The 21,338-nt window shown below is 36.4% G+C and carries 22 protein-coding genes and 2 pseudogenes; 3 read left to right on the forward strand and 21 right to left on the reverse strand.

Annotated features, from left to right (window positions below; genetic code table 11):
* Positions 1–53: 53 nt before the first annotated feature.
* Positions 54–515: a DinB family protein gene (locus AZF08_RS19990; protein ID WP_033673677.1), complete on the forward strand. Its 462-nt coding sequence runs from the start codon at positions 54–56 to the stop codon at positions 513–515.
* A 276-nt stretch (positions 516–791) separates the two neighbouring features.
* A complete protein-coding gene (locus AZF08_RS19995; RefSeq protein WP_033673783.1) occupies positions 792–1,391 on the forward strand; it encodes a hypothetical protein in 600 nt (199 codons plus the stop codon).
* Positions 1,392–1,674: 283 nt separating this feature from the next.
* On the opposite strand, the pseudogene AZF08_RS20000 reads toward AZF08_RS19995, so the two are convergent.
* From AZF08_RS20000 to AZF08_RS20085, 18 genes and pseudogenes are all read right to left on the reverse strand, one after another.
* Positions 1,675–2,874, reverse strand: a pseudogene (locus tag AZF08_RS20000) (MFS transporter).
* Between the two features lie 266 nt (positions 2,875–3,140).
* Positions 3,141–3,686: a MarR family winged helix-turn-helix transcriptional regulator gene (locus AZF08_RS20005; protein WP_033673676.1), complete on the reverse strand. Its 546-nt coding sequence runs from the start codon at positions 3,684–3,686 to the stop codon at positions 3,141–3,143.
* A gap of 257 nt (positions 3,687–3,943) precedes the next feature.
* Complete coding sequence (locus tag AZF08_RS20010; protein ID WP_033673675.1) at positions 3,944–4,534, reverse strand: histidine phosphatase family protein; 591 nt, start codon at positions 4,532–4,534, stop codon at positions 3,944–3,946.
* Between the two features lie 117 nt (positions 4,535–4,651).
* Entirely contained in the window at positions 4,652–4,852 is a 201-nt protein-coding gene (locus AZF08_RS20015; protein ID WP_265182895.1) for a 4-oxalocrotonate tautomerase, read from the reverse strand.
* Positions 4,853–4,867: 15 nt separating this feature from the next.
* Positions 4,868–5,656 carry a 2-keto-4-pentenoate hydratase gene (locus AZF08_RS20020; protein WP_033673674.1) on the reverse strand — a complete coding sequence of 263 codons (789 nt, stop codon included), beginning with the start codon at positions 5,654–5,656 and terminating at the stop codon, positions 4,868–4,870.
* 3 nt (positions 5,657–5,659) lie between these two features.
* A complete protein-coding gene (dmpG, locus tag AZF08_RS20025; protein WP_033673673.1) occupies positions 5,660–6,685 on the reverse strand; it encodes a 4-hydroxy-2-oxovalerate aldolase in 1,026 nt (341 codons plus the stop codon).
* Positions 6,672–7,571, reverse strand: a complete 900-nt coding sequence (locus tag AZF08_RS20030; RefSeq protein ID WP_033673672.1) for an acetaldehyde dehydrogenase (acetylating) — start codon at positions 7,569–7,571, stop codon at positions 6,672–6,674. The genes dmpG and AZF08_RS20030 overlap by 14 nt, the downstream gene beginning before the upstream one ends.
* Before the next feature lie 32 nt (positions 7,572–7,603).
* Positions 7,604–8,383 carry a 2-keto-4-pentenoate hydratase gene (locus tag AZF08_RS20035; protein ID WP_033673671.1) on the reverse strand — a complete coding sequence of 260 codons (780 nt, stop codon included), beginning with the start codon at positions 8,381–8,383 and terminating at the stop codon, positions 7,604–7,606.
* A 75-nt stretch (positions 8,384–8,458) separates the two neighbouring features.
* Entirely contained in the window at positions 8,459–9,928 is a 1,470-nt protein-coding gene (locus tag AZF08_RS20040; protein ID WP_033673670.1) for an aldehyde dehydrogenase, read from the reverse strand.
* Positions 9,929–9,940: 12 nt separating this feature from the next.
* Positions 9,941–10,399 (reverse strand): RidA family protein, encoded by a 459-nt coding sequence (locus tag AZF08_RS20045; RefSeq protein WP_033673669.1) that lies wholly within the window; start codon positions 10,397–10,399, stop codon positions 9,941–9,943.
* Positions 10,371–11,414: an amidohydrolase family protein gene (locus AZF08_RS20050; RefSeq protein WP_033673668.1), complete on the reverse strand. Its 1,044-nt coding sequence runs from the start codon at positions 11,412–11,414 to the stop codon at positions 10,371–10,373. The genes AZF08_RS20045 and AZF08_RS20050 overlap by 29 nt, the downstream gene beginning before the upstream one ends.
* Positions 11,399–11,938, reverse strand: a complete 540-nt coding sequence (gene nbaC, locus AZF08_RS20055; RefSeq protein ID WP_033673667.1) for a 3-hydroxyanthranilate 3,4-dioxygenase — start codon at positions 11,936–11,938, stop codon at positions 11,399–11,401. Before nbaC ends, AZF08_RS20050 begins: the two co-directional genes overlap by 16 nt.
* Before the next feature lie 33 nt (positions 11,939–11,971).
* The gene (locus AZF08_RS20060) at positions 11,972–12,718 is read right to left on the reverse strand and encodes an IclR family transcriptional regulator (protein WP_033673666.1); all 747 of its coding nucleotides are present in this window, start codon (positions 12,716–12,718) and stop codon (positions 11,972–11,974) included.
* A gap of 153 nt (positions 12,719–12,871) precedes the next feature.
* On the reverse strand, positions 12,872–14,344 hold the full coding sequence (locus AZF08_RS20065; RefSeq protein WP_033673781.1) for a 4-hydroxyphenylacetate 3-hydroxylase family protein: 1,473 nt from the start codon (positions 14,342–14,344) through the stop codon (positions 12,872–12,874).
* Between the two features lie 203 nt (positions 14,345–14,547).
* A complete protein-coding gene (gene spoIIP / locus AZF08_RS20070) occupies positions 14,548–15,699 on the reverse strand; it encodes a stage II sporulation protein P (RefSeq protein WP_063177350.1) in 1,152 nt (383 codons plus the stop codon).
* 15 nt (positions 15,700–15,714) lie between these two features.
* On the reverse strand, positions 15,715–15,966 hold the full coding sequence (locus AZF08_RS20075; protein WP_033673664.1) for a hypothetical protein: 252 nt from the start codon (positions 15,964–15,966) through the stop codon (positions 15,715–15,717).
* Positions 15,967–16,022: 56 nt separating this feature from the next.
* The gene (locus AZF08_RS20080) at positions 16,023–16,991 is read right to left on the reverse strand and encodes an SPFH domain-containing protein (protein WP_033673663.1); all 969 of its coding nucleotides are present in this window, start codon (positions 16,989–16,991) and stop codon (positions 16,023–16,025) included.
* Positions 16,992–16,993: 2 nt separating this feature from the next.
* Positions 16,994–17,422, reverse strand: coding sequence for an NfeD family protein (locus AZF08_RS20085; RefSeq protein ID WP_033673662.1), 429 nt, complete (start codon positions 17,420–17,422; stop codon positions 16,994–16,996).
* Positions 17,423–17,734: 312 nt separating this feature from the next.
* On the opposite strand from AZF08_RS20085, the gene AZF08_RS20090 reads away from it, so the two are divergent.
* Positions 17,735–18,913 carry an MFS transporter gene (locus tag AZF08_RS20090; protein ID WP_063177355.1) on the forward strand — a complete coding sequence of 393 codons (1,179 nt, stop codon included), beginning with the start codon at positions 17,735–17,737 and terminating at the stop codon, positions 18,911–18,913.
* An 83-nt stretch (positions 18,914–18,996) separates the two neighbouring features.
* On the opposite strand, the pseudogene AZF08_RS20095 reads toward AZF08_RS20090, so the two are convergent.
* From AZF08_RS20095 to AZF08_RS20105, 3 genes and pseudogenes are all read right to left on the reverse strand, one after another.
* A pseudogene (locus AZF08_RS20095) lies at positions 18,997–20,035 on the reverse strand (amidase family protein); the annotation flags it as partial.
* A 91-nt stretch (positions 20,036–20,126) separates the two neighbouring features.
* Complete coding sequence (locus AZF08_RS20100; protein ID WP_033673660.1) at positions 20,127–20,573, reverse strand: NUDIX hydrolase; 447 nt, start codon at positions 20,571–20,573, stop codon at positions 20,127–20,129.
* Between the two features lie 23 nt (positions 20,574–20,596).
* The gene (locus tag AZF08_RS20105; protein ID WP_033673659.1) at positions 20,597–21,337 is read right to left on the reverse strand and encodes a M15 family metallopeptidase; all 741 of its coding nucleotides are present in this window, start codon (positions 21,335–21,337) and stop codon (positions 20,597–20,599) included.
* Position 21,338: the final 1 nt, after the last annotated feature.

The raw sequence follows: 21,338 nt of genomic DNA on the forward strand, positions 1-21,338 counted from the left end.
TATGATATAATTCTCTTAAGACACTATTATATACGGAGATGGGGAGAATTACAATGTTTGTTCAAGCTGCATTACACCAACTTGAAGTTGCTATTGATACCTATATAAAAATGCTTAATCAACTCACCGAATTAGATTTGCAAAGTAAACCAATTCAAACTAAACGATCGTTATTTGAAATATGTACTCATCTTTCACTCATTTGTCATGCAGATTTACTCATTCTAAATGGTGCTACACAAGAAGAATTACATACCTTTCATCTAGAACATGCTCCAAAAACAATTGCTCAAATGCAGAAAACGATGCTCCAAGGATATGAACTTCTTTCTAAAACATTTCTATCCTATTCAAATGATGAACTAGCTGAAATTATGACTGTGTATTGGGGTGTTTCCTATTCTCGTTTTGAGTGGTTACTTGAAATTGTTGCACACTTCTATCACCATCGTGGACAAATTCATATTTTATTAGTTGAACATATTAAGGACCCTTGTATTTCTTTATTCGAATAAGTTTTTATTACTCATTCATTATTCAAAATGAATTCCTATTATATTAGATTCTTTTTGAGTACACCACTTATTAACAACCAGCTTTATAACTCCTCAAGAACACTGCACTAATATCTTTTATTAAAAAAGTCAGTAATGTATTTTTTTCTAAAAATTAACCAAAAAACAACGAATATTCCGCTTTTTATTTATAAATTTTCTGAAGATTCACAAAATCACGAAACTAACTTACATTCTGGTTTTACGAAAAAATCTAAGCAAAAAGGGGATGTTTGTATGTTTAAGAAGTTAGTAGTAGGAGCATTAGCGGCTGGTTTTGCATTAACTGGAGGGCTTGGAACAGTATCAGCAAATGCAGAAAAAGATTATACGATTAAATCATTCGACTATTTAACTGTAGATGGAAAGAATGTGGATTCGTTTGCCAAATTGAATAACAAATCCAACGAAGACGTAAAAATAACTATGGTTCTGCCTAAACAAAATACAAATGGAGATTGGTTGGCGTATGGTTTTACGAGCAGAGAAACCTTGGAGGCTTTTATTGAAAAAGATAAACAAAGACTTCAAAGCCCAGTAAAGCCCCTAGGTAGCGGAGCTGGTAGTACCGATTTCTATGAGCATAAAAATAAAGGTGGACAGTATATTTATTGGAGCAGTGGGTTTAAAAACTTGCCTTCTAGCTGGAATGACAGAATTTCTTCCGTAAGTACAGCGTCTCCTTCTGCAAGTTATTCGACGACGCTGTGGGAACATACTTCAACTCAAGGATATGGCAAAGGAGTCTTATTTAGACACTCCGATTGGTATGGTAAAACTGCTAATATGGCTGCAGATTGGAACGATAAAGCTTCAGCAATTGAAATTAAGAAGTAATAGGAGATTTCAATCGACCAGGTGAAGAAGTTTCAAATTCACTATTCTCTCATCGATTTAGAAGAAATGGGAGAATAGTGCATTCTTTTCTTTAAGCATTACAGAAATGACTTTATTGTTGTTGATTTTGAGCAAAATGAATACTGAATGAAGAAAACTATACGACTATTTCTTGAACAGCATTCCATTTTCGGACAATGTTATATGTGTTTAGAGCATTAAGATTAAATAACTTTATTGTCACTTAACATCAACATCTAACTCATTTCTATATGAATTGATTTTAAACCCCATCAAACGTAGATTCTTCGTTAATGAAAAAAGAAGAAAGCAAACCGACACAGAGTATTAATCCTAATAACACAAAAGTTTAAGAATATCCGCCTACTTTCATAAGGTAAATAGAGATGACAGGCCCTATGCTTGTTCCTAAAAATAAAATGAAAGTATAAATAGAAACTGCTATTCCTCTTGATTTTCCACCTAATTGACCAACAAGAGTAACCAAAGCTGGAACAGATAAGGCAATCCCAATAACAAAACATACACTCATAATGATAAGAATAGGAAGACTAGAAATAAACCCTAATGACCCTAGACTAAGTATGGCGATTAATAATCCTCCTCGAAGAACCTGCTGAACTCCGAATCGCTTTGTTAAACGTCCTGCAATTGGTGAAAACAACATTCCAAATAATCCCGCTAAGCGAATGTAAAGAATTTGTTCTGTATTTAAATGAAAGTTAGAAGAGCTTAAATAGTTTCCTAAAACAGTATACATATTTACAAACGCCATTAATAAGACAAATGCGATCACATAGTTTAATACTAAATTTTTATGCGTAAAGACCTTCCCCATTTGTTTCAGTGGTCCTAATATATCCGTGTATGATTGAGAAGACTCTCCTTTCGGAAGAGAATAATGAATCCCTAAGGCAGTAACTATATATACGCTACTAAGAAGAAAGAACACCATATGTCATCCAAAATATTGACTAATTACAGTACTCATAACTTGACCTACAATTCCAGCTACTAGAAAGCCAGTACTAACAAATCCTATGCTTGTAACCTTCTTTTCTACTGGAAACGATTCTACAATGTAAGGTAGCGCTACTGGAGAAAAAGTAGCTGCCGCTATACCTTGTAATCCGCGAAGGACAATAAGCCAAGATAGACTATTGACTAACCCCAATAAAAAGGAAATACTCGCTAATCCAATTAGCCCAATTAGAATGACTTTCTTTCGACCATATTTATCAGATATCGCACCAAATAGCAAACAGCCGATAGCAAAACCAAGCGAAAATATACTACCAGTAACTGCAGATTGCGTTAATGAAACATTGTAAAATTCTGTAAATAACTGAATCAAAGGGATTGTAACATAAAGACTTGACATAACTGCCATACCCGACCAGCATAGAACAGCTGTCATCAACGCATAATTCCTTACAACATTCAGTTCTTTTGATATTTGCATTATAAAATCCCTCTCTTTAATAAGATTGTCATTTAGATTAATAATTTTTTTACACTCCACCCCTCAAAAATTCCTAAGATGAAATCATAAAAATTTATCGCTTTTTACGTTCACCACTTAACTTAGTACTTTTCAACTCTCTTTTTAGAAACAAAATGTTTGTTTGCTTATTTCATCACCGCCTCACATTTCGTTAGTTATACATATAATAAGCCAACCTAATTATATAGTTAAATAAAATAAGTTGACTATTATAATCAACTCATTTATCTACCTTCTCCTAGTTTTGATTGCATACTTTTTTGCATTTTATTTAATAATTTTTCTAATATTTGACGTTCTTCTTGATTAAATTCATCAACTAGTGATGCACACGAAGACCAAAAAACCGGTAAAGAAAGAAAAGTAAACTCTCTTCCTTTTGGAGTAATTTTCACCTTTAACCTTCTGCGATCTTCAGAATGATGGTATCTTTCAACGAATGCTCGTTTTTCCATCCAATCTAATAATCCAGTGACCGAAGCGCGCGTAATTCCTAGGCGATTTGCAATAGATGAAGGACTCATACTACCTTCTTCCTCATTCATTTCAATTTCGCGTAAAATAAATAGCAATAGAAAATCTAATTTACTTTCAGAAATTCCAAGTGGCGCTAAATCCATATCAACTGCATCTAAAACATTATCAGATGTCCATAACATCAATAAACCAAGTTTTGCCGCTATCGGATCGGTGTCCTCTAATGCTGTCTTTTTTATCAACTTTGCATAGGGCTCTATCCCTAAGGGAAGCGAATCATTTTTTGAACTCATCGATCCTAGTTCCTCCTTTCCTATTGTTTTTCTCTTTGATTCCATATCTCTCTTCAAAGTAATTAGCTTAACTAATTATTTTTTCATTATACTCATTTTCTCTATTTTATTGCAAGAGCATTTCAATAAAAATATTCGATTTTTTAGAACATTTATCCAGTTTAGATGTAATACATTTTCATCTAAACTATTCTCTTACTCTAGATAAGTACAACTCTACAAACAAAAAAATCCTATTTTGTATAACAGGATTTCCCCTATATATTTTCTAAATGACTCGTATCGTTGATAAAGTGAATTACCTTTCCTTTATCCGTAAGTTCAATTAAGCTAATTCCCGTATCTCCCATTTTAAAATAATAATCCATGTTGATTGGCATTTGAAAAAAAGCGCGTAATAAACTATTAATTACCCCACCATGAGCAACAATCGCAATTCGTTCATACTTATTTTCTGTCACAATCTTGGAAAATATCGTTTCAATCCTCATTCGAAATTCTATGAATGATTCCCCATTTTCAAAACGATCATGAAGAAATTTTGGCTCTGGATACTTTTTTGCTTCTTCAAAGGACAATCCAGCCTGTACACCATTATTAAATTCCATTAATTCTTCTTCCAATTTCACTGAGCACCCAACGGTTTTCGCTAATATTTCAGCAGTTTCTCGCGCCCTTTTTAATGTACTTGCCCATATAAAATCTGGCGGAAAGTCGTTTTTCACTTTTTGCACTAAACTTCCCACTTGCCTTCTGCCCATTTCCGTTAATTCAAAATCCGCTCTTCCTTCATGTACGTTTAAAATATCTGCTTCTGACTCTCCGTGCCGAATTAATAGTATTTGCATACCTTTCTCCCCCTTATATCTTTTAAATCAGAAAGATATATTATCATAATTTCCTGATATTTTCAAATAAAAAAGCAATTCTTAGTTTTAATAAGAATTGCTTTTACTTCAGAAAACCTATTTCCCTTCCACACTACCCTTCACCTTTCCCCCAACACCCCAATGCGAACCTGGAATCTCATTTACTAGTACGCGTACACGTTCAGCATCCACATCCAAACTTTTTGCAACCGCATCTGTAACATTCGAAATGAGATTTTGAATTTGCTCCTGTTTTCTACCCTCAATTACTTGAATTTGTACAATCGGCATATCCATCTCTCGCTTTACTCTTTATTCACAAAACATTGATACACTACCCAAACCTTCAAACTGTGCAATAATAGCGTCACCTGCTTTGAACGCAATCGCTTCAGATAGTGCACCACTTAATACAATATCACCTTTTTTCAACCCTTCATTTTGTAATCCAAGCTTATTTACTGCCCAGGCAATTGCAGTTGCTGGATGTCCAAGTACAGCTGCTCCTGTTCCAGTTGTAGCCACTTTACCATTTTTCGACATAACCATCCCGACATTCGCTAAATCCATTTCCTCAGTATGAATCCATTTACTTCCTAATACAAACTTTGAAGATGAACAATTATCCGAGATTACATCAGGCAGTGTAAATTTAAAATTTAAATAACGACTATCAATAATCTCCAAAGCTGGCGTAATATATTTCGTTGCTTTTAATACCTCATCCGCTGTAACGCTAGTACCTTGTAAATCCTCTCCCATTAAAAAAGCAATCTCTGGTTCTACTTTTGGATGGATTAACGTTTCATACTGCACGGGTTCCCATTCAAACGCTAACATATCACATAATAAATAACCGTAAATCGCTTCATCAATCCCCATCATTTGTTGCTTCGCTTTACTCGTTAACCCAAGCTTTACACCAACTCGTTTGGATCCTTCCTTCATCTTTTGTTCTACTAATTGTTTTTGCAATATGTAAGCATCTTCCACTGTTAGATCCGGATGCTGATCCGTTACTTTCACCACTTCTTTTCTTTCTCTCTCTGCTTGAAGTAAATATTCAATAATCTCTGAATCTGCACCTTTAACTAAAGCCATATTTTACACCCCCGTTTTTATCTTCGCTAATTCAACTGCGACATCTAAAATCATATCTTCTTGTCCGCCAACTATTTTTCGTTTACCAAGTTCAATTAAAATATCACGAGCATCTACGCCAAATCTATGAGCTGCTCTCTCAGCATGTAGTAAAAAGCTTGAATATACACCGGCGTAACCCATTACAAGACTACCTTTTTGAATTTCTTGTGGTCCTGGTAATAGAGGAGCGACAATATCTTCTGCTAAGTCCATCATTTTATACAAATCTATATCTACCTTATATCCCATGCGATCTAATACAGCTAACAATACCTCAGTTTGCGCATTCCCAGCTCCGGCTCCAAGGCAACGAACACTTCCATCAATACGAGTTGCACCTCCTTCAATTGCCGCAACTGTATTTGCTACTGCAACAGAAAGATTATTATGGCCATGAAAGCCAATTTCAATATTTAAAGATTGACGTAATGCCTGAATTCGCTCCCGTACTTCATGTGGTAATAAAGCCCCAGCTGAATCTGTTACATAAACAGCTTGCGCTCCATAGTTTTCCATAAGCTTTGCTTGTTCTACTAATTTCTCAACCGGTGCCGAATGTGCCATCATTAAAAACCCGCACACTTCCATACCTAACTCCCGCGCCAAATGAATATGTTGTGCAGAAACATCTGCTTCCGTTACATGAGTTGCTACACGAACAAGTCTTGCTCCAATGCTTTCTGCTTGTTTTAATTCATGGACAGTGCCAATGCCGGGAATAAGTAAAACAGCTACCTTTGCCTGTCTACATTCTTCTACTGCCGCTTCAATGAGCTTCATTTCATCTACTAACGATTTTCCATATTGTAAAGTAGAACCGCCTAATCCATCCCCATGACTAACTTCAATATAATGCATACCCGCCTCATCCAGCGACCTAGTTACGGAACGAACTTGCTCCTCTGTAAATTGATGCCTCATCACATGACTTCCATCACGTAAACAAACTTCAGTTATTTTAATCGGCATATCACTATTTCGTTTCATTCATCACACCTCGCTTCTGATCTACAATTATTCGGCACGCATATCCTTCACCAACTTTTAATGCCGCTGCTGTCATAATATCTAAATTACCAGCGTAAGGAGGAAAGTAATCTCCCGCTCCTTCTACCTCTAAAAATACAGTGACACGGTTCTCATCAAACATTGGCTCTTGTTTTAAAGCATATCCTGGAACGTATGACCTAACTACTTCAACCATCTTATAAATCGCTTGCCTAATAGATAATTCATCCATATGTTTGACTTCGCAATATACTGTATCTCTCATTAGGATAGGAGGATCGGCAGGATTTAATATAATAAGCGCTTTTCCACAATCTGCTCCTCCAACTTCTTCAATCCCACGCCTTGTTGTAATCGTAAATTCATCAATATTTGCCCGTGTACCTGGACCTGCACTTAAACTAGAAATTGTAGCAACTATTTCTGCATACGCAACATCCGCTACTTCATTAATAGCATGGACAATTGGAATTGTTGCTTGCCCACCGCATGTAATCATATTGACATTCCGCGCTTCTACATGATTATCATCTTGTACTGCTGGGCAAACAAACGGACCACATGCTGCTGGTGTCAAGTCAATTACTAGTTTCCCTAGCCCTCTTAAGACTTCTGCATGACGAATATGAGCTTTGGCAGACGTTGCATCAAATACAACATCTGCTATGTTAGGATTCTCAATGATTGCTTGTATACCGTTATCAAAAGTCTCATATCCTTCGCTCTTAGCCCGCTTTAATCCATCTGATTCAGAATCTATTCCAATCATGGCTGTCATTTCAATTACTTCACTTTTTCTTAATTTATACATTAAATCCGTACCAATATTTCCAGAACCGATAATAGCGGCTTTCACTTTCCCCACATATATCCCCTCCTTTTCACACGATCATAGGACTATACAAATTTAATAGAAACCGAACCAAGGGAACCGAAATCAGCTCGAATTATATCATTGCCTTGAACTGAAACAGCGCCAGATAACGCACCCGGTAAAATTAACTCCCCAGCCTTCAACGAAATATGAAATTCACTAAGTTTATTTGCTAACCAAGCAACAGCTTGTGCAGGATGTCCTAATGCCGCCGCTCCCGCTCCAGTAGCAAGTAAACGATTATTTTTATAAAGCGTCATTCCTGCCGTACGTAAATCTACTTCATTGACGTTAGAAAACGTATTGCCAACGACTACTTTCGCAGATGAACCGTTATCTGCCACTGTATCAGCAAGCTTAATCTTCCAATCCGCAATACGACTATCAATAATTTCAAGTGTTGGTACAATATATTTCGTTGCCATTAACACGTCTACATATGTAATATTAGGACCACTTAAATCCTCTGCTAAAACAAATCCGATTTCTGCTTCTACTTTTGGAGATACAAATGAATCTACCGAAATTGTACTTCCACTTTCTACTTTCATATCATCTAGTAAATGTCCGTAATCAGGTTCATCTACTCCAAGCATTTGTTGCATTGCAGTGCTCGTAAGCCCAACTTTTTTCCCAATCACTTTACGTCCTTGTTTTAGCTTCCGCCCTACTACTTCGAGCTGAATGTTATATGAATCTGAAACAGATAAATTTGGATACCTTTCCGTAAAAGGAGAAATCGCTTTACACGATTGTTCAGCCTGCAATAGTTCGTCGGCTAATTCTTTTATTAACACTTGCATTTATCTCACCTCATTTTTAAAATCTATATTTATAACCCATCAGTGGAAATACCATTCTACTGATGGAAATTCAATTTATAATTTCATCGTAACTGTCTTAGCTTCCGTATAAAATTCAAAACTATGGCGTCCACCTTCCCTGCCAATACCACTTGCCTTAGAACCACCGAACGGGGTACGTAAATCCCGAACATACCAACAATTAATCCATAATAATCCTGAATCAATTTGCGAAACTACTCGTTGTGCTCTTCTAAGATCATTTGTCCAAACAACTCCCGCTAAACCATAAATAGAATCATTTGCAATACGAATTGCATCTTCTTCTGTTTTAAATGGAATAACAACTAAAACTGGACCGAAAATCTCTTCTTGAGCTACGCGCATACGGTTATCAACATCATATAATACAGTCGGTTCATAGAAATTCCCTTGTGCTAAGCTCTCGATTCTTTTTCCACCGTGAGCTAATTTCGCCCCCTCGGAAAGACCTATTTTCACATAATTATCAACTATTTCTAAATGCGATGCTGACACAAGTGCCCCCATATCTGTCTCTTCATCAAGAGGATTTCCCACTTTTATCTTTTTCACAACTGTAACGAATTTCTCTAAAAACTGGTCATATACGCTTTCTTGTATGAGTAATCTTGAACCCGCTAAACAAATTTCTCCTTGATTCCGATAAATCGCTTCAATCGATCCTTGTACCGCTTCATCTAAATCGGCATCTTCAAATACAATATTCGCGGATTTCCCGCCTAATTCTAACGAAACTGGTATTAAGTTTTCAGAAGCATTTCGCATAATTGTTTTCCCTGTATTGCTTTCCCCTACAAATGAAATACGCCTTACAGAAGGATGTGTTGTCATTTTCGTTCCCACCGTACTTCCTGGTCCTGTAATAATATTCAGTACACCTGGAGGTAATCCAGCTTCATTCGCAATTTCACCGAGCATAACAGCGCTGAGCGGTGTATAAGAAGCAGGTTTCACAACCACTGTATTTCCAGCAGCAAGTGCAGCCGATGCCTTCCATGTCATCTGCATAAATGGTAAATTCCAAGGAATAATTAAACTTGTTACACCCGCCGGTGCATATTTTACATACGACATAAAGTTATGCTTATCATAATGTTCATGCACCATATACTTTGCCATCTCAGCAAAGAAACGAAAATTATGTGCGGAACGCGGAATATCAAAGCCCTGGCTCTCTTTTATCGGCTTCCCAACATCAAGTGTTTCAATATATGCTAACTCATTCACTTTTTCCATAATCAAATCGGACATTTTACATAAAATTTCTGAGCGTTCTTCCACAGGCATTTTACTCCAGATGCCGCTTGTAAACGTTCTTTGTGCCACGTCTATTGCTCTCTTAACATCCTCTTCATTTGCTTGTGCAACAGAGGCGAGTTTCCTATTTGTCGATGGATTGAACGTATCAAACGTTTCGCTGGACATCGCATCAACATATTGACCATCAATAAATAACTTTGCGTCTTTCACTTTCATTTTTTCAGCTAATAGTTCTTTATTCATACTCTTTGCCTCCTACTCTTCAATTTCTAAAATCATCTCAATTTCAATTGTTGTGTTATTCGGTAGTTGAGCCATTCCAACGGCAGAACGAGCATGTTTTCCCTTTTCACCAAAAACATCTACTAATAAGTCAGATGCACCGTTCATCACTTTTGGCTGATCTATAAAATCCTCCGTACTATTTACAAAGCCAAGCAACTTCACAACTCGTTTCACCTTATTTAAATCACCAAGTTCCTGCTTTACAACACTTAATAAGTTCAACATAGATTGTCTCGCTGCCTTATATCCATTTTCTATTGATACATCCTTACCTAATTTTCCGTGGTACTCATCAACACCTTGTCCAGCAGTAAACAATAAATTCCCCACTCTTACGCACCCAACATAATTACCAACCGCCGGGCGAATTTCTGGTAGCATGAATCCCATTTCGTTTAATTTACTCTCCGGTGTTTGTACTTTCTGCATATACTACACCTCTTTTTTTCATATCAATATTTAAAAAATTGGCCGCATTTTCACCGAGCATAGCTTCCTTTTGTTCCTCTGATAACTCAAGTGTCTCGTCAATCACTTTACCTGGATGAATTTCCCGTAGTAAAAATGGATAATCCGATCCCATGAAAATCTTTTCATAACCAAAACGCTCTATCATATATTTAAGATTGATTGGATCATAGTTTAAAGAATCAAAATAAAATTTCTTTGCATAATAACTAGGAGGATATGTAGTCAGTCTCAGATGTGGCCATACTTGCCATCCTTGATCTAATCGCGGCAAAATATATGGGAAAGAACCACCACCATGCGCAAAACAAATCTTTAGCCCCTGGAACTTTTCCATCATTCCACTCCATATGAGTGTAGCTGCTGCAAGAGCCGTTTCACTCGGCATTCCGACAGTGTACATCAAATTATGATGCTGCATTCTATCACGCCCTAGTGTTTCCCACGGATGAATAAAGATCGGAACTTGCCACTTTTCAGCCATTCGGAAAAATTCAATAAATGAAGGATCATCTAAATTTTTTCCATTTACATTCGTTCCAATTTCAATTCCATGTAGCTTTAATTCAGTTATGCATCGCTCCATCTCACGAACTGCAGTTTCTCCATCTTGCATCGGTACTGTTCCTAATCCAACAAAACGATCTGGATATGCCAGGACTGTTTCCGCAATAAAATCATTTTGAATACGTGCCATACTTTCCGCTTCTTCTGGTTTTGCCCAATAGGAAAATGTAACAGGAATTGGTGATAATACCTGTATATCAACACCTTCTCGATCCATATCTTCAATTCTTTTCTCTGGACACCATACTTGATCTGTCACATCGCGAAAGTTTTTCCCTCCAACCATAATAGCAGCGCCACATGTACAAGTTCGATTTAATATTGGCCAACGTCCCCCACCAAACTTCTCTTCAAAATCCGGAAATGTTTCAGGAATAATATGTGTATGAAAATCTATTCGCACTTCCATTCCTCCACTTCTTCCGGCATAATATGTCCGCAGTTTTTACACGCACGAATTTCCTTATTTGAATTAAAACTATGAATTGCTTCCTTCACTTGTTTTTCAATATCGTTTAATTGGACCCGTACGCGATGCATTTCATGATTACACTCATCGCAGAACCAAACAAAATCCTCAAGTTCTCCTTGGTTACGCTTCCTTTCAATTACTAATCCATATGTGTTTGCAACGCGATGGGGTGAATGTGGCACCATAGCTGGTAACATAAACACATCGCCTTCTTTCACTGTAACGACTTCACGTTTTCCTTCTTCCGTGATACATTCCACATAACATTCGCCTTTTATTTGATAAAAGAATTCATCTGAAGGATCCACATGAAAATCACGTCTTCTATTTGGACCTCCTAAAATCATTGCAATAAACTCTGAATCTTGCCAAATCACCTTATTATTCACTGGTGGTTTTAATAACTCTTTATTTTCATCAATCCATTTTAGTAAATTAAAAGATTGTAATGTTTTTGACATGTTTTTTCCTCCTCATATTTCATTCCATCGTAATCAAATATCTAAATAGCCAAATTCCTTTGAAATTAAATTTGCCGTATTCATCACACTTCGAATCATCACTTGACGATTGCTTCCTTGCATATACGATATCGGACCAACAATATTAAGAGCAGCAATCGTTCTCCCAGTATAAGAGCGAATAGGAGCCGCAATTCCATATAATCCATGCTCATTTTCGTTATCACTGATAGAATAACCTTGCTTACGAATTGTCTGTAATTCTTTCTGAAATCGTTTCATACAGGTAATCGTATTTGGTGCCCTGGGCAAAAGCCGATTTTCTGAAGTATATTCTAAAGAAGAAGGGTTAAACGAAAGAAGGACTTTCCCTGTACTTGTACAATATGCTGGCTTTCTTGATCCAACATGAGTTGAAATTTGCACTGAATCTTTTGATGAAATTTTCAAAATAAATACAACGTCTCCACGATCAAACATACCAATGTGCACTGTCCCATTAAATTTTCTTACCAGTTCTTCAACGATCGGAATCGCTCCGCTATAAATCTCTTGTTGAAACATCACTTGATTGCCCCACTCTAGCAATTTCCAACCTAGACGATATTTTCTCTGTTCATCACGAATTAACATTCCTTCTTCACATAATGTACGAACAAGATGGTGAACTGTACTCGGATTCATATTTAATTTTGCTGCAATTTCAGAATTTCCTAGGACCGGCTCACCACTCGTAAAACAATTTAGAATTTTACAAATCTTACTGATAGATGCGATCAAAATAACTTACCTCCCCTATTCCAGTTACATATTTTCAGATTCATATATAGCTAAAACATATAAGAAGATTTACATCCTAACAGTAAAATTCTTGTTATCTATTTACCTCTCCTTCCTCTTCTAACAAAAATGTAAGCGCAACCATTTTCGTTGTTAACTTAATGCACTTTCAGACGAACTTGTTCGTAAAGCATTGTTCACAAGCGATAGAGATTGTTGCTTTTTATACGCATTATAAAACATCCCCATTTTCCGAACTGGATCTCCAGAGTAATAGCGCTCATATTGTAATAAACGTTGTCCAAATGCTTCACCACATAAATCCCAGGCTAATTTAAACAAGCGAACACGCTCTTCAGAAGATACTCCTTCACGACCAATATAATATTTATGCATATCATCTTGAATCTCCGGATTCATAAAATCAGCACCTGTCGGTGACATAAGAAGTCCACCAGCACCAATTGTTTGAATAATTTCAATAGCTCGTGGATACATTTTAGGTAATAAGCTACGTATTGTATCAAGCGGTAATCTTGCTGGTACAGCTTCACCATATGCATTCATTTCATGTTCATATTCAGCTACTTGCAAGAGTGCACGAATCGTTTCTACATCTTGCATTAATTCTGCTAACTGATTTTGTACATTTAAAAAGCCATCTACTCCAATTGAATCTGCTAACTTTATAGCCACTTCAGCTGCAAAAGAAAGTTTCACTAGTCCTCTTACTCCAGATTGATGTGCTGGCTGATGACCAATTCCTGTTTTAGGATATAGCTGATTCCCTGCCTCTACACTTTGATAAATAAACACTTTATTCCATGGGATGAACACATTATGAAAAACAAGTAATGCATCCATTTCTTCAAACCTTGATGCAAGTGGATGATCAAACAAGGAGCGTTTTCCATCTTGCATTGGCTCACGACAAAGAATTCTTAATCCTGGCGCATCAATTGGAACTGCAAATGAGATTGCATGACGCTCATCACCTGGTTTAAAGCTCGGATAAGAATAAATGATTACCTCATCTGTAATTGGTGCAAGTGTCGCTAGCATCTTCGCCCCGCTCACATACATTCCTTCTTCTGTTTCGTTCACCACGCCTAAATGCATTGTTTCATCTTCTTGCTGATGGGAGGCTTTACTTCGGTCATTTTGCGGATTAATAATTGCATGTGTTAAAAATAAATCTTGATCACGTATATGTTTATAATAATTTTTTATATTCGTTCCCCATGAGGAATCAAACTTTTCAAAAAACCAAGCATTGCTCGCCATTGAAGTGACTGTAACATTTAAAAAGTCTGGTGTTCTCCCCATTAAACCAAATGTAGCTTTTGCCCATATTTCAAACAATTCACGGCGCGCTTTTAAATCCTCATAATTTTTCGGCACTAAAAATGCATTCGAAACACGTTCCCCTGTCTCTTCACATATGTGGGTAATCTTGTCCTGATACTTAGGGTCGTGCTGCATATCATATAATTTTGCAATTTGTAAAATCGGTTCCCGAAAAACATCTTCATTTACAACATCCGTTACTCTTCTCCCGCCAATCCAAATTTCAGGATTTCTTTCTTTTAACCCTTCAATATACTGAGCCCCTGTTCGAATTGCCATTTTTCCCCCTCCAATATACACGTTTTTAATATTACTATACATATAAGTTTAAAAACTCTTGTTATCCCCCTTTACAATTAACTGAATTTTAAATCAGTATAAAGCATTTACTAGGATTTCATAATGTACTTATTTCACATTATGAAATCCTAGGTAATTTTTTAAGGGACGTAAAAAAGGAACAGTTCCCTGTCCCTTTCGCATCACCCATTTACTTTCTCTGCATCCCAATAATATTTACTAAAAGCCTCCGTCAACACATCAATTGTGTTATATAACTCCTCCAACGTATTATCAACACCACCAACCTCAATGAGCATTGCATTTTTTGATAAATCTTGATTATAAACTCCATTTCCATCCTTTTTATATTTCGGGAAAATCCCTCTACTTAATCCATAATAGTTTTCATCTAAATAGGAATTTATCGCTCTTGCAATCTTCTCATTATTAGAACGCCCTGCATTTTCCATCCCTATTATAAAGTATAGCCGAGCATAAGATTTACCATTAATCACTTTTGTCGTCACATTCTTCGGCTGATCATCTCTGTGAATATCGATCGGAAACATAACGTTTTTATTTTGTGATAACGCTTCTTTCACATACCCATGAGATGCTGTATAAGCTTGATACCATTTCCATTTCTTATTCGCTAATAAATCCCCCATATTTGTTTTGTCATGTAGAACTGGTATTCCCTGACCTTCCAATTGCTCTTTTAAACGCTCCCCTAACAGCGAGACATTTACATCAGGACTTGATGGATTTTCCGCTCCAGGTAACAACGGATAGAAAGATTCCCAGCTATGTGTGTGATAAATATATACCGCACTTTCACCTTTTACATTTCCGTTATTCTTTTGTACTGGATTCTTTTTCTCAGCTTCTGTGACTTTATCCTTCGCTACTTCCCGTTCTTTCGTTACCTCTTCAATTGGTACACTTGATTCGTTCGGAATATTCGTGTAATCAGTACCTTCTCCAGCTACGATAATATTAGAATAGTACTTTGACATTCCCGGTACTTCTTTTCCAACAAACGTTCTTAAATCTTGTATTTTAAGATCCGTGGCGATAGAAAACAATAAATTCCCAACTGATTCTCTTTTATTTGTTTTAAAGTAATCAGATGCAAAGTAGCGATTTTCACTCTCCAACATTTGAACAAAACCTTGCATCGAAACTTTCCCAAACCACTGATTCGCATAATAAGATTTCATTGTATGTAAAAGCGAGGTCACAATAGACGCCGTTACTACTATTACAAATGCATAGGAGAAGATTAAAAACAGCAATTTCTTTCCATATATACGAGTTGCATACTTTTTCAATGTATCACCCTCTTTATACATGGGTATGTACAGGCTCTATGCAATATACATTTTTAATAAGCTTGTTCCATTTAATACAACAGCTAAACAAAATAGTAGTGCAAATACTTTTTTATTTGATTTATATGCATGGATAGAGCTTAGCGAAAAACAAATGATATATAACCAATGTAACCAAACAGAATAATTTAAATATGTATTGAAAATGATATCTTTCATCATCCAGTACCAAATCAAAACAAATACTACCGCCATACAAATTTTCATTATTTTTAAAGCCTGCTTCATATAATCCCCCCTAAACCACAAAAAGAGAAATGGCAGCCCATTTCTCTTTCTCGTTGTTATTGTTCTTTTGGTGTATCAGAAGAAGGCAATTTCTTCGCTTGTTTTTCTTTGAAAATTTCACCAATTGCACCAAGTGTACCAAGTGTTTCGATTGCATTAGATGGAATGAAGACTTTATTTGCTGGTCCTTTTGCTACTTCAGCTAATGACTCGAATGATTTATAAGCAAGAACGCGTTCATCTAAGTCCGCTGCACGTAATAATTCAATTCGATTTTGTTCCGCTTTTGCAATTTCTTCAATCGCTCTTGCTTCCCCTTGCGCTTCTAGTTCTTTCGCCTCACGTATACCTTCCGCTTCGCGAATACGCGCTTCTTTATCCCCTTCAGCCATCAAAATTTTACTTTGTTTTTCCCCTTCAGCACGAAGGACTTTATCTTGTTTTGCAGCTTCTGCTTCTAGAATGATGGCACGTTTGTTACGTTCTGCCTTCATTTGTTTTTCCATCGATGCTTGCACATCTTTTGGCGGATTAATATCAACAACTTCAACACGTTCAATACGAACGCCCCATTTTTCTGTTGCTTCATCAAGCGCTAAACGAATTTCTGTTGAGATTTTTTCACGCCCTGATAATGTTTCATCCAGTTCCATCTTACCGATAATTTGACGCATTGTTGCAGATGTAATATTACGTACACCATATTCATAGTTAGAAATACCATATGTCGCTAGTTCTGGTTCAACAATTTGGTAGAAAATAATTGTATCAATTTCTACTTGTACATTATCTTTCGTAATTACTTTTTGTGGTGGTACATTTGTTTGTTGAATACGTAAATCATGGTATACACGAATGCGGTCTACAATTGGGATTAAAATATTCAATCCCGGATGCATGATACGCTGGAATTTACCAAACCTCTCAACAACCCCTACCTTTTGTTGTGAAACAATTTTAATTGTTAACGCTACAAATACAACAACAATTAATGCGAAAATAATCGTTAATGTCAATGCTACCATTTTTATTCACTCTCCCTTTTCACATGTAAAACAGTGCTACTTCTCTTTATAACAATGACCTTTTCTCCAACTGAAATAGGAACATCTGAACTAGCAGTCCAAGTATCTCCATCCACTTTCACAATTCCATTCTCTTCAGATGTAATCGCTTGCATGACGATCCCTTTTTTACCAACTAATTTATCTACAGTATCAGTAAATCCTTTTGCCTCACGAAAATTTTTGGAGATTCTTTTCGTGAAAAAAGTTAATGTCAAACTCACAATTGCTCCTACAGCAACTTGTAAAAATAGCGCTTCTGGAGCGAATAGTGCAATAAGACCTCCGACAACAGCTCCAATTCCAAGCCACAACATGTAAAAAGTAATTGATAACATTTCTGCAATAAATAGAATACCAGCTATGATAAACCAAATTACCCATCCAGCCATATGCAACCCTCACTTTCTTTTTATTTTCTATATGTATATGAAAAAAAGAATTGTTTATCACGTCCTCTTGATTAATACGAGGCGGTTCAACAGAAGCTACTATACATATTCACTGTTATAATGAGTATTATTAAAATAGTATATTTGTATATTCTTTATTATACATGAAAATCCCTTTATAAAAGTGACAAAAAATAAAAATCTTTAAAAAATAAAACTTTCAAACTATAATAATTTTAAAGAGAAAATCATTATTGAAAGGAGGTCTCCATATTGAGCCAACACTCGTTGCCCTTTTATTGGTTTTCAAAAATGTGTATTACTCTCGCCAATGTTGTTTACGTGATGATCCTTACTACTCATATTTATGTGACAACAAAATCAGCTACCATTACTGCCCTTTTTCCTTTATTACAAGTTATTGCAAATCTCATTGCAAGTGCATCAGCCCCACTTCTAATGAACCGCTTTCCGTCTTATTCATTACTTGTCACACTACAGTGGGTTAAAGCTTTCCTATTCATTCTTTTGACCGTACTATTTCCTTTTCTATCATCAAGCGTTACAGCCCTTTTAACTTTCATTATTCTTATTTCATTATGTGGGGGCTGGAGTTCGCCTTTATTATACGCTGTTCTTCCACGTCTAACACCACAAGAAAAATTAGTAAAAGTAAATAGTGTTTTTTCCTTTTCAACACAAATTGTTCAAGCAGCTGCTTATTCATTTACAAGTATAGTTGTTCTGCTTATTGGCGCTACTTCTACACTTATGATCAACAACATATTAATGATTTTTGGATGTATTACACTATATGTTTCTTTGCGTTCTATACAAACTGAACAAGCAGCAGAGAAATCAGCAGAGAAATCAGCTGCATTACTAGAAGGTTGGAAACTGTTATTCCAACATCCCTCCTTACGCGCAGTTACATATATGGACTTAATTGAAACATTTGCTGGAACGATATGGATTGGCGGCATTACGATGGCATACGTAACAACCGCTCTCCATAAAGGAGAAGAATGGTGGGGTTATATTAATACAAGTTATTATATCGGAACATTACTTGGCGGTTTGTTAGCATGGCGAATGAGTACATATATTCAAAATAACTTAATACGTTCAATGGCTTTAGGCTCTCTCCTATTTAGCGTGTTCACTTTCTTATATGGCATAACAAGCAACGGATTTATTGCATTGTTTCTTTGCGTTTTAATGGGTCCTGCTTATCAAATCCGGGATATTTCCCAAACAACTGTTTTACAATCAAGCGTACCACCATCTCTATTATCCAAAATGTATACAGCTCACGGTACACTTACTTCAACAGTTTCAGGACTTTCTATGTTAGGTGTCGGGATCATCGCCGATACGTTCGATGTTCGCACTATTTATATCATCGCTGCTTTTCTTATTTTATGTTCTGCTTGTTTATCTTTTATTTTACTAAAACATACGAAGCAGCAAGAAAAAGATATTTCTCTTTGATTCTGCTGTTTTTAAGCATATGAATATGAAACTTTACAACATACAAAAAAGATAGAGTCCCTTCTATCTTTTTCATACTATTTTCACGATAAATTCGGGATTCTTCTATACTTTGTAGCTTGCTCAAAAGCATATGCAAGCTTGATTAAAGTCCCTTCGCTAAATGCATTACTTGCCAAAGTGGTTCCAAACGGTCTTCCGCTTTTCATATATCCAGCCGGTACCGCTATTGAAGGATATCCAGCTTTCGCACAGATTGTCGATCCTATATAGGAAGGAAAAAAAATGGCGTCAAGATCATATTTTTTCAAGGCAAAATCAATTCCTTGCTCCTGTGAAAAATATAAATCTTCTAATCTTGCATTCAAATACTCAGGGTTTCTTAACGTATTAGGAAAATCTTTTCCAAATTCCAACCTGCTTTGTCCATATTTTAATGCTTTTTCTTCTATGCTTTTATTAAATGCAATTAATTCAGAGATAGAATGCACTGGAATATTTGAAGGTAACTTAGAAAGATAATTATCTAAGCTATGTTTTAATTCATACGACGAGACTCTCCAGGTCCACTCTCTATGAAAAGATGGGATGTCTATCTCTTCTACTACTGTCACTCCTTCATTACGAAGTGTTTGTATAACATTCTGAAATAATTCTTCATCATACTCTCCAGATTCGTAATAATCTTCAGGTGCTTTGTTGAACACTCCAATCTTTGCACCTCTTAAGCCATTAGATTCTAAATACATCGTATAATCTTGTTGAACTCTTCCTTCGCTTTTATAAGTCGCAGGATCAAGCTGATCTACCCCAGTTAAATTTCCCAATAGAATTGCTGCGTCAGTTACTGTTCTTGCAAATGGCCCCGCTGTATCTTGGGAATATGTGAAAGGCAGAATCCCTCTTCGACTAATTAAACCAACAGTAGGCTTATGCCGGACTTAAAATAGGTGCATCTGTTTCTGTGCCAACAGATACAACAGTAAAGTTTGCAGCAACTGCTACTGTCGATCCTGTACTCGAGCCCCCAACAAAGAGATCATCATCACCTGAGCCGTATGGATTAATGACTTGTCCACCTCTTGAGCTATATCCAGCCCACATTTCAAAAAACCTTCCATTTCAAGTGAAATAAAAAACGCCTTAAACGAATAAGATTCCGTCTAAAACGTTTTAGAAATTACATGTATTTTTCATATTTTCAAACTCGCTTTTATTTCACATACATTTCTTCTAGCAAATGTACAAATTCATCCTGTTTTCCTGCTAATGCAGGACACTTTGCTATATCAATCCATTCATAACAAAATGCCAAACCTTGATCTTCCTGTCCCGCACTTACTGTATGTTCCCATGTATCCTTAACGTCTGTTAGTAAAGAAATATGGAAGAAGTGGCGTTTTTGATATTCCTGTTTTTCTTTCACATAGATGATATAGTCATCAATGAAACGTTCTATGCACAAATGACGCAGTCCTGACTCTTCCAGCACTTCACGCAGTACTGCCATTTCTAATTTTTCTCCTTCATCAACTGTGCCGCCCGGAACTTGTATACCAGCTTCTGGCATATCACGATGTGTAAAAACAAGCAATTGCATAACTCCCTCTTTTTCCCTTGTAATATATGCATATACCTTTTTCTTATATAACATCGTCATCTGGACCGTCTCCCCTCAATTCATTACTTCATTGCTTCCTCTAAGGTAAGTTGATTTTCATATAGATATGTCGCTTGCGGATTTCCTACATATCGTACGTGCCACGGCTCATACCGATAACCGGTAATGGCCTCTTTCTCTTCTGTGTACCGAATAACAAAACCAAACTTATGTGCATTTTGAGCAAGCCATTTCCCTTGCTTTGTATCTCCAAAAACAGACTCTAATTGAAATTTAGCAGATTGCGATGTAATATCCATTGCGAGTCCTGTTTGATGCTCACTCGTTCCTGGAACCGCACTAGACATCGCTGTTTTCGCTTCTCCATCTTGGATTTTATACATTGTATTTAACGCTTTTTGTCGATCAAAAGACCTGAATCCAGAGACTGCAAAGAGAAAAATACGCTCCTGATCTCCTTGCTGAAACATTTTCTCAAGCGCCTGTGCTGCTTCTTTCCGCATCTTCTTCTTCTCCTGATCGCCTTCACTTGAATAACGCACTTTCGGAATGACTAAATCTTGTGGCTTATAACGATCCGGTAACCGTCTACTTTTATTTACAAGTACAAGTATAGAATCAGGATTATTCACAACCGCAATATCTCCTTCTGTTTTAGCAATGGTTTCTTGCTCTTTTGGAAATGCTACACTGACATTTACTTCTTGCGCCTTCTTATCTTTATACAGTTTATAATTTATCCCTGCTACTCCAACAATAATTGCAAATGCTACGACACTCAGTAGTGCCCATCTTTTTTTCATA

This window comes from Bacillus gaemokensis (assembly GCF_001590835.1).
Classification (GTDB): domain Bacteria; phylum Bacillota; class Bacilli; order Bacillales; family Bacillaceae_G; genus Bacillus_A; species Bacillus_A gaemokensis.

Coding starts and splice junctions, on each gene's coding strand:
- AZF08_RS19990 (WP_033673677.1), top strand. CDS start 54: ATGTTTGTTCAAGCTGCATTACACCAACTTGAAGTTGCTATTGATACC.
- AZF08_RS19995 (WP_033673783.1), top strand. CDS start 792: ATGTTTAAGAAGTTAGTAGTAGGAGCATTAGCGGCTGGTTTTGCATTA.
- AZF08_RS20005 (WP_033673676.1), bottom strand. CDS start 3,686: ATGAGTTCAAAAAATGATTCGCTTCCCTTAGGGATAGAGCCCTATGCA.
- AZF08_RS20010 (WP_033673675.1), bottom strand. CDS start 4,534: ATGCAAATACTATTAATTCGGCACGGAGAGTCAGAAGCAGATATTTTA.
- AZF08_RS20015 (WP_265182895.1), bottom strand. CDS start 4,852: ATGGATATGCCGATTGTACAAATTCAAGTAATTGAGGGTAGAAAACAG.
- AZF08_RS20020 (WP_033673674.1), bottom strand. CDS start 5,656: ATGGCTTTAGTTAAAGGTGCAGATTCAGAGATTATTGAATATTTACTT.
- dmpG (WP_033673673.1), bottom strand. CDS start 6,685: ATGAAACGAAATAGTGATATGCCGATTAAAATAACTGAAGTTTGTTTA.
- AZF08_RS20035 (WP_033673671.1), bottom strand. CDS start 8,383: ATGCAAGTGTTAATAAAAGAATTAGCCGACGAACTATTGCAGGCTGAA.
- AZF08_RS20040 (WP_033673670.1), bottom strand. CDS start 9,928: ATGAATAAAGAACTATTAGCTGAAAAAATGAAAGTGAAAGACGCAAAG.
- AZF08_RS20045 (WP_033673669.1), bottom strand. CDS start 10,399: ATGCAGAAAGTACAAACACCGGAGAGTAAATTAAACGAAATGGGATTC.
- AZF08_RS20050 (WP_033673668.1), bottom strand. CDS start 11,414: ATGGAAGTGCGAATAGATTTTCATACACATATTATTCCTGAAACATTT.
- nbaC (WP_033673667.1), bottom strand. CDS start 11,938: ATGTCAAAAACATTACAATCTTTTAATTTACTAAAATGGATTGATGAA.
- AZF08_RS20065 (WP_033673781.1), bottom strand. CDS start 14,344: ATGGCAATTCGAACAGGGGCTCAGTATATTGAAGGGTTAAAAGAAAGA.
- spoIIP (WP_063177350.1), bottom strand. CDS start 15,699: ATGTATAAAGAGGGTGATACATTGAAAAAGTATGCAACTCGTATATAT.
- AZF08_RS20075 (WP_033673664.1), bottom strand. CDS start 15,966: ATGAAGCAGGCTTTAAAAATAATGAAAATTTGTATGGCGGTAGTATTT.
- AZF08_RS20080 (WP_033673663.1), bottom strand. CDS start 16,991: ATGGTAGCATTGACATTAACGATTATTTTCGCATTAATTGTTGTTGTA.
- AZF08_RS20085 (WP_033673662.1), bottom strand. CDS start 17,422: ATGGCTGGATGGGTAATTTGGTTTATCATAGCTGGTATTCTATTTATT.
- AZF08_RS20090 (WP_063177355.1), top strand. CDS start 17,735: ATGTGTATTACTCTCGCCAATGTTGTTTACGTGATGATCCTTACTACT.
- AZF08_RS20100 (WP_033673660.1), bottom strand. CDS start 20,573: ATGACGATGTTATATAAGAAAAAGGTATATGCATATATTACAAGGGAA.
- AZF08_RS20105 (WP_033673659.1), bottom strand. CDS start 21,337: ATGAAAAAAAGATGGGCACTACTGAGTGTCGTAGCATTTGCAATTATT.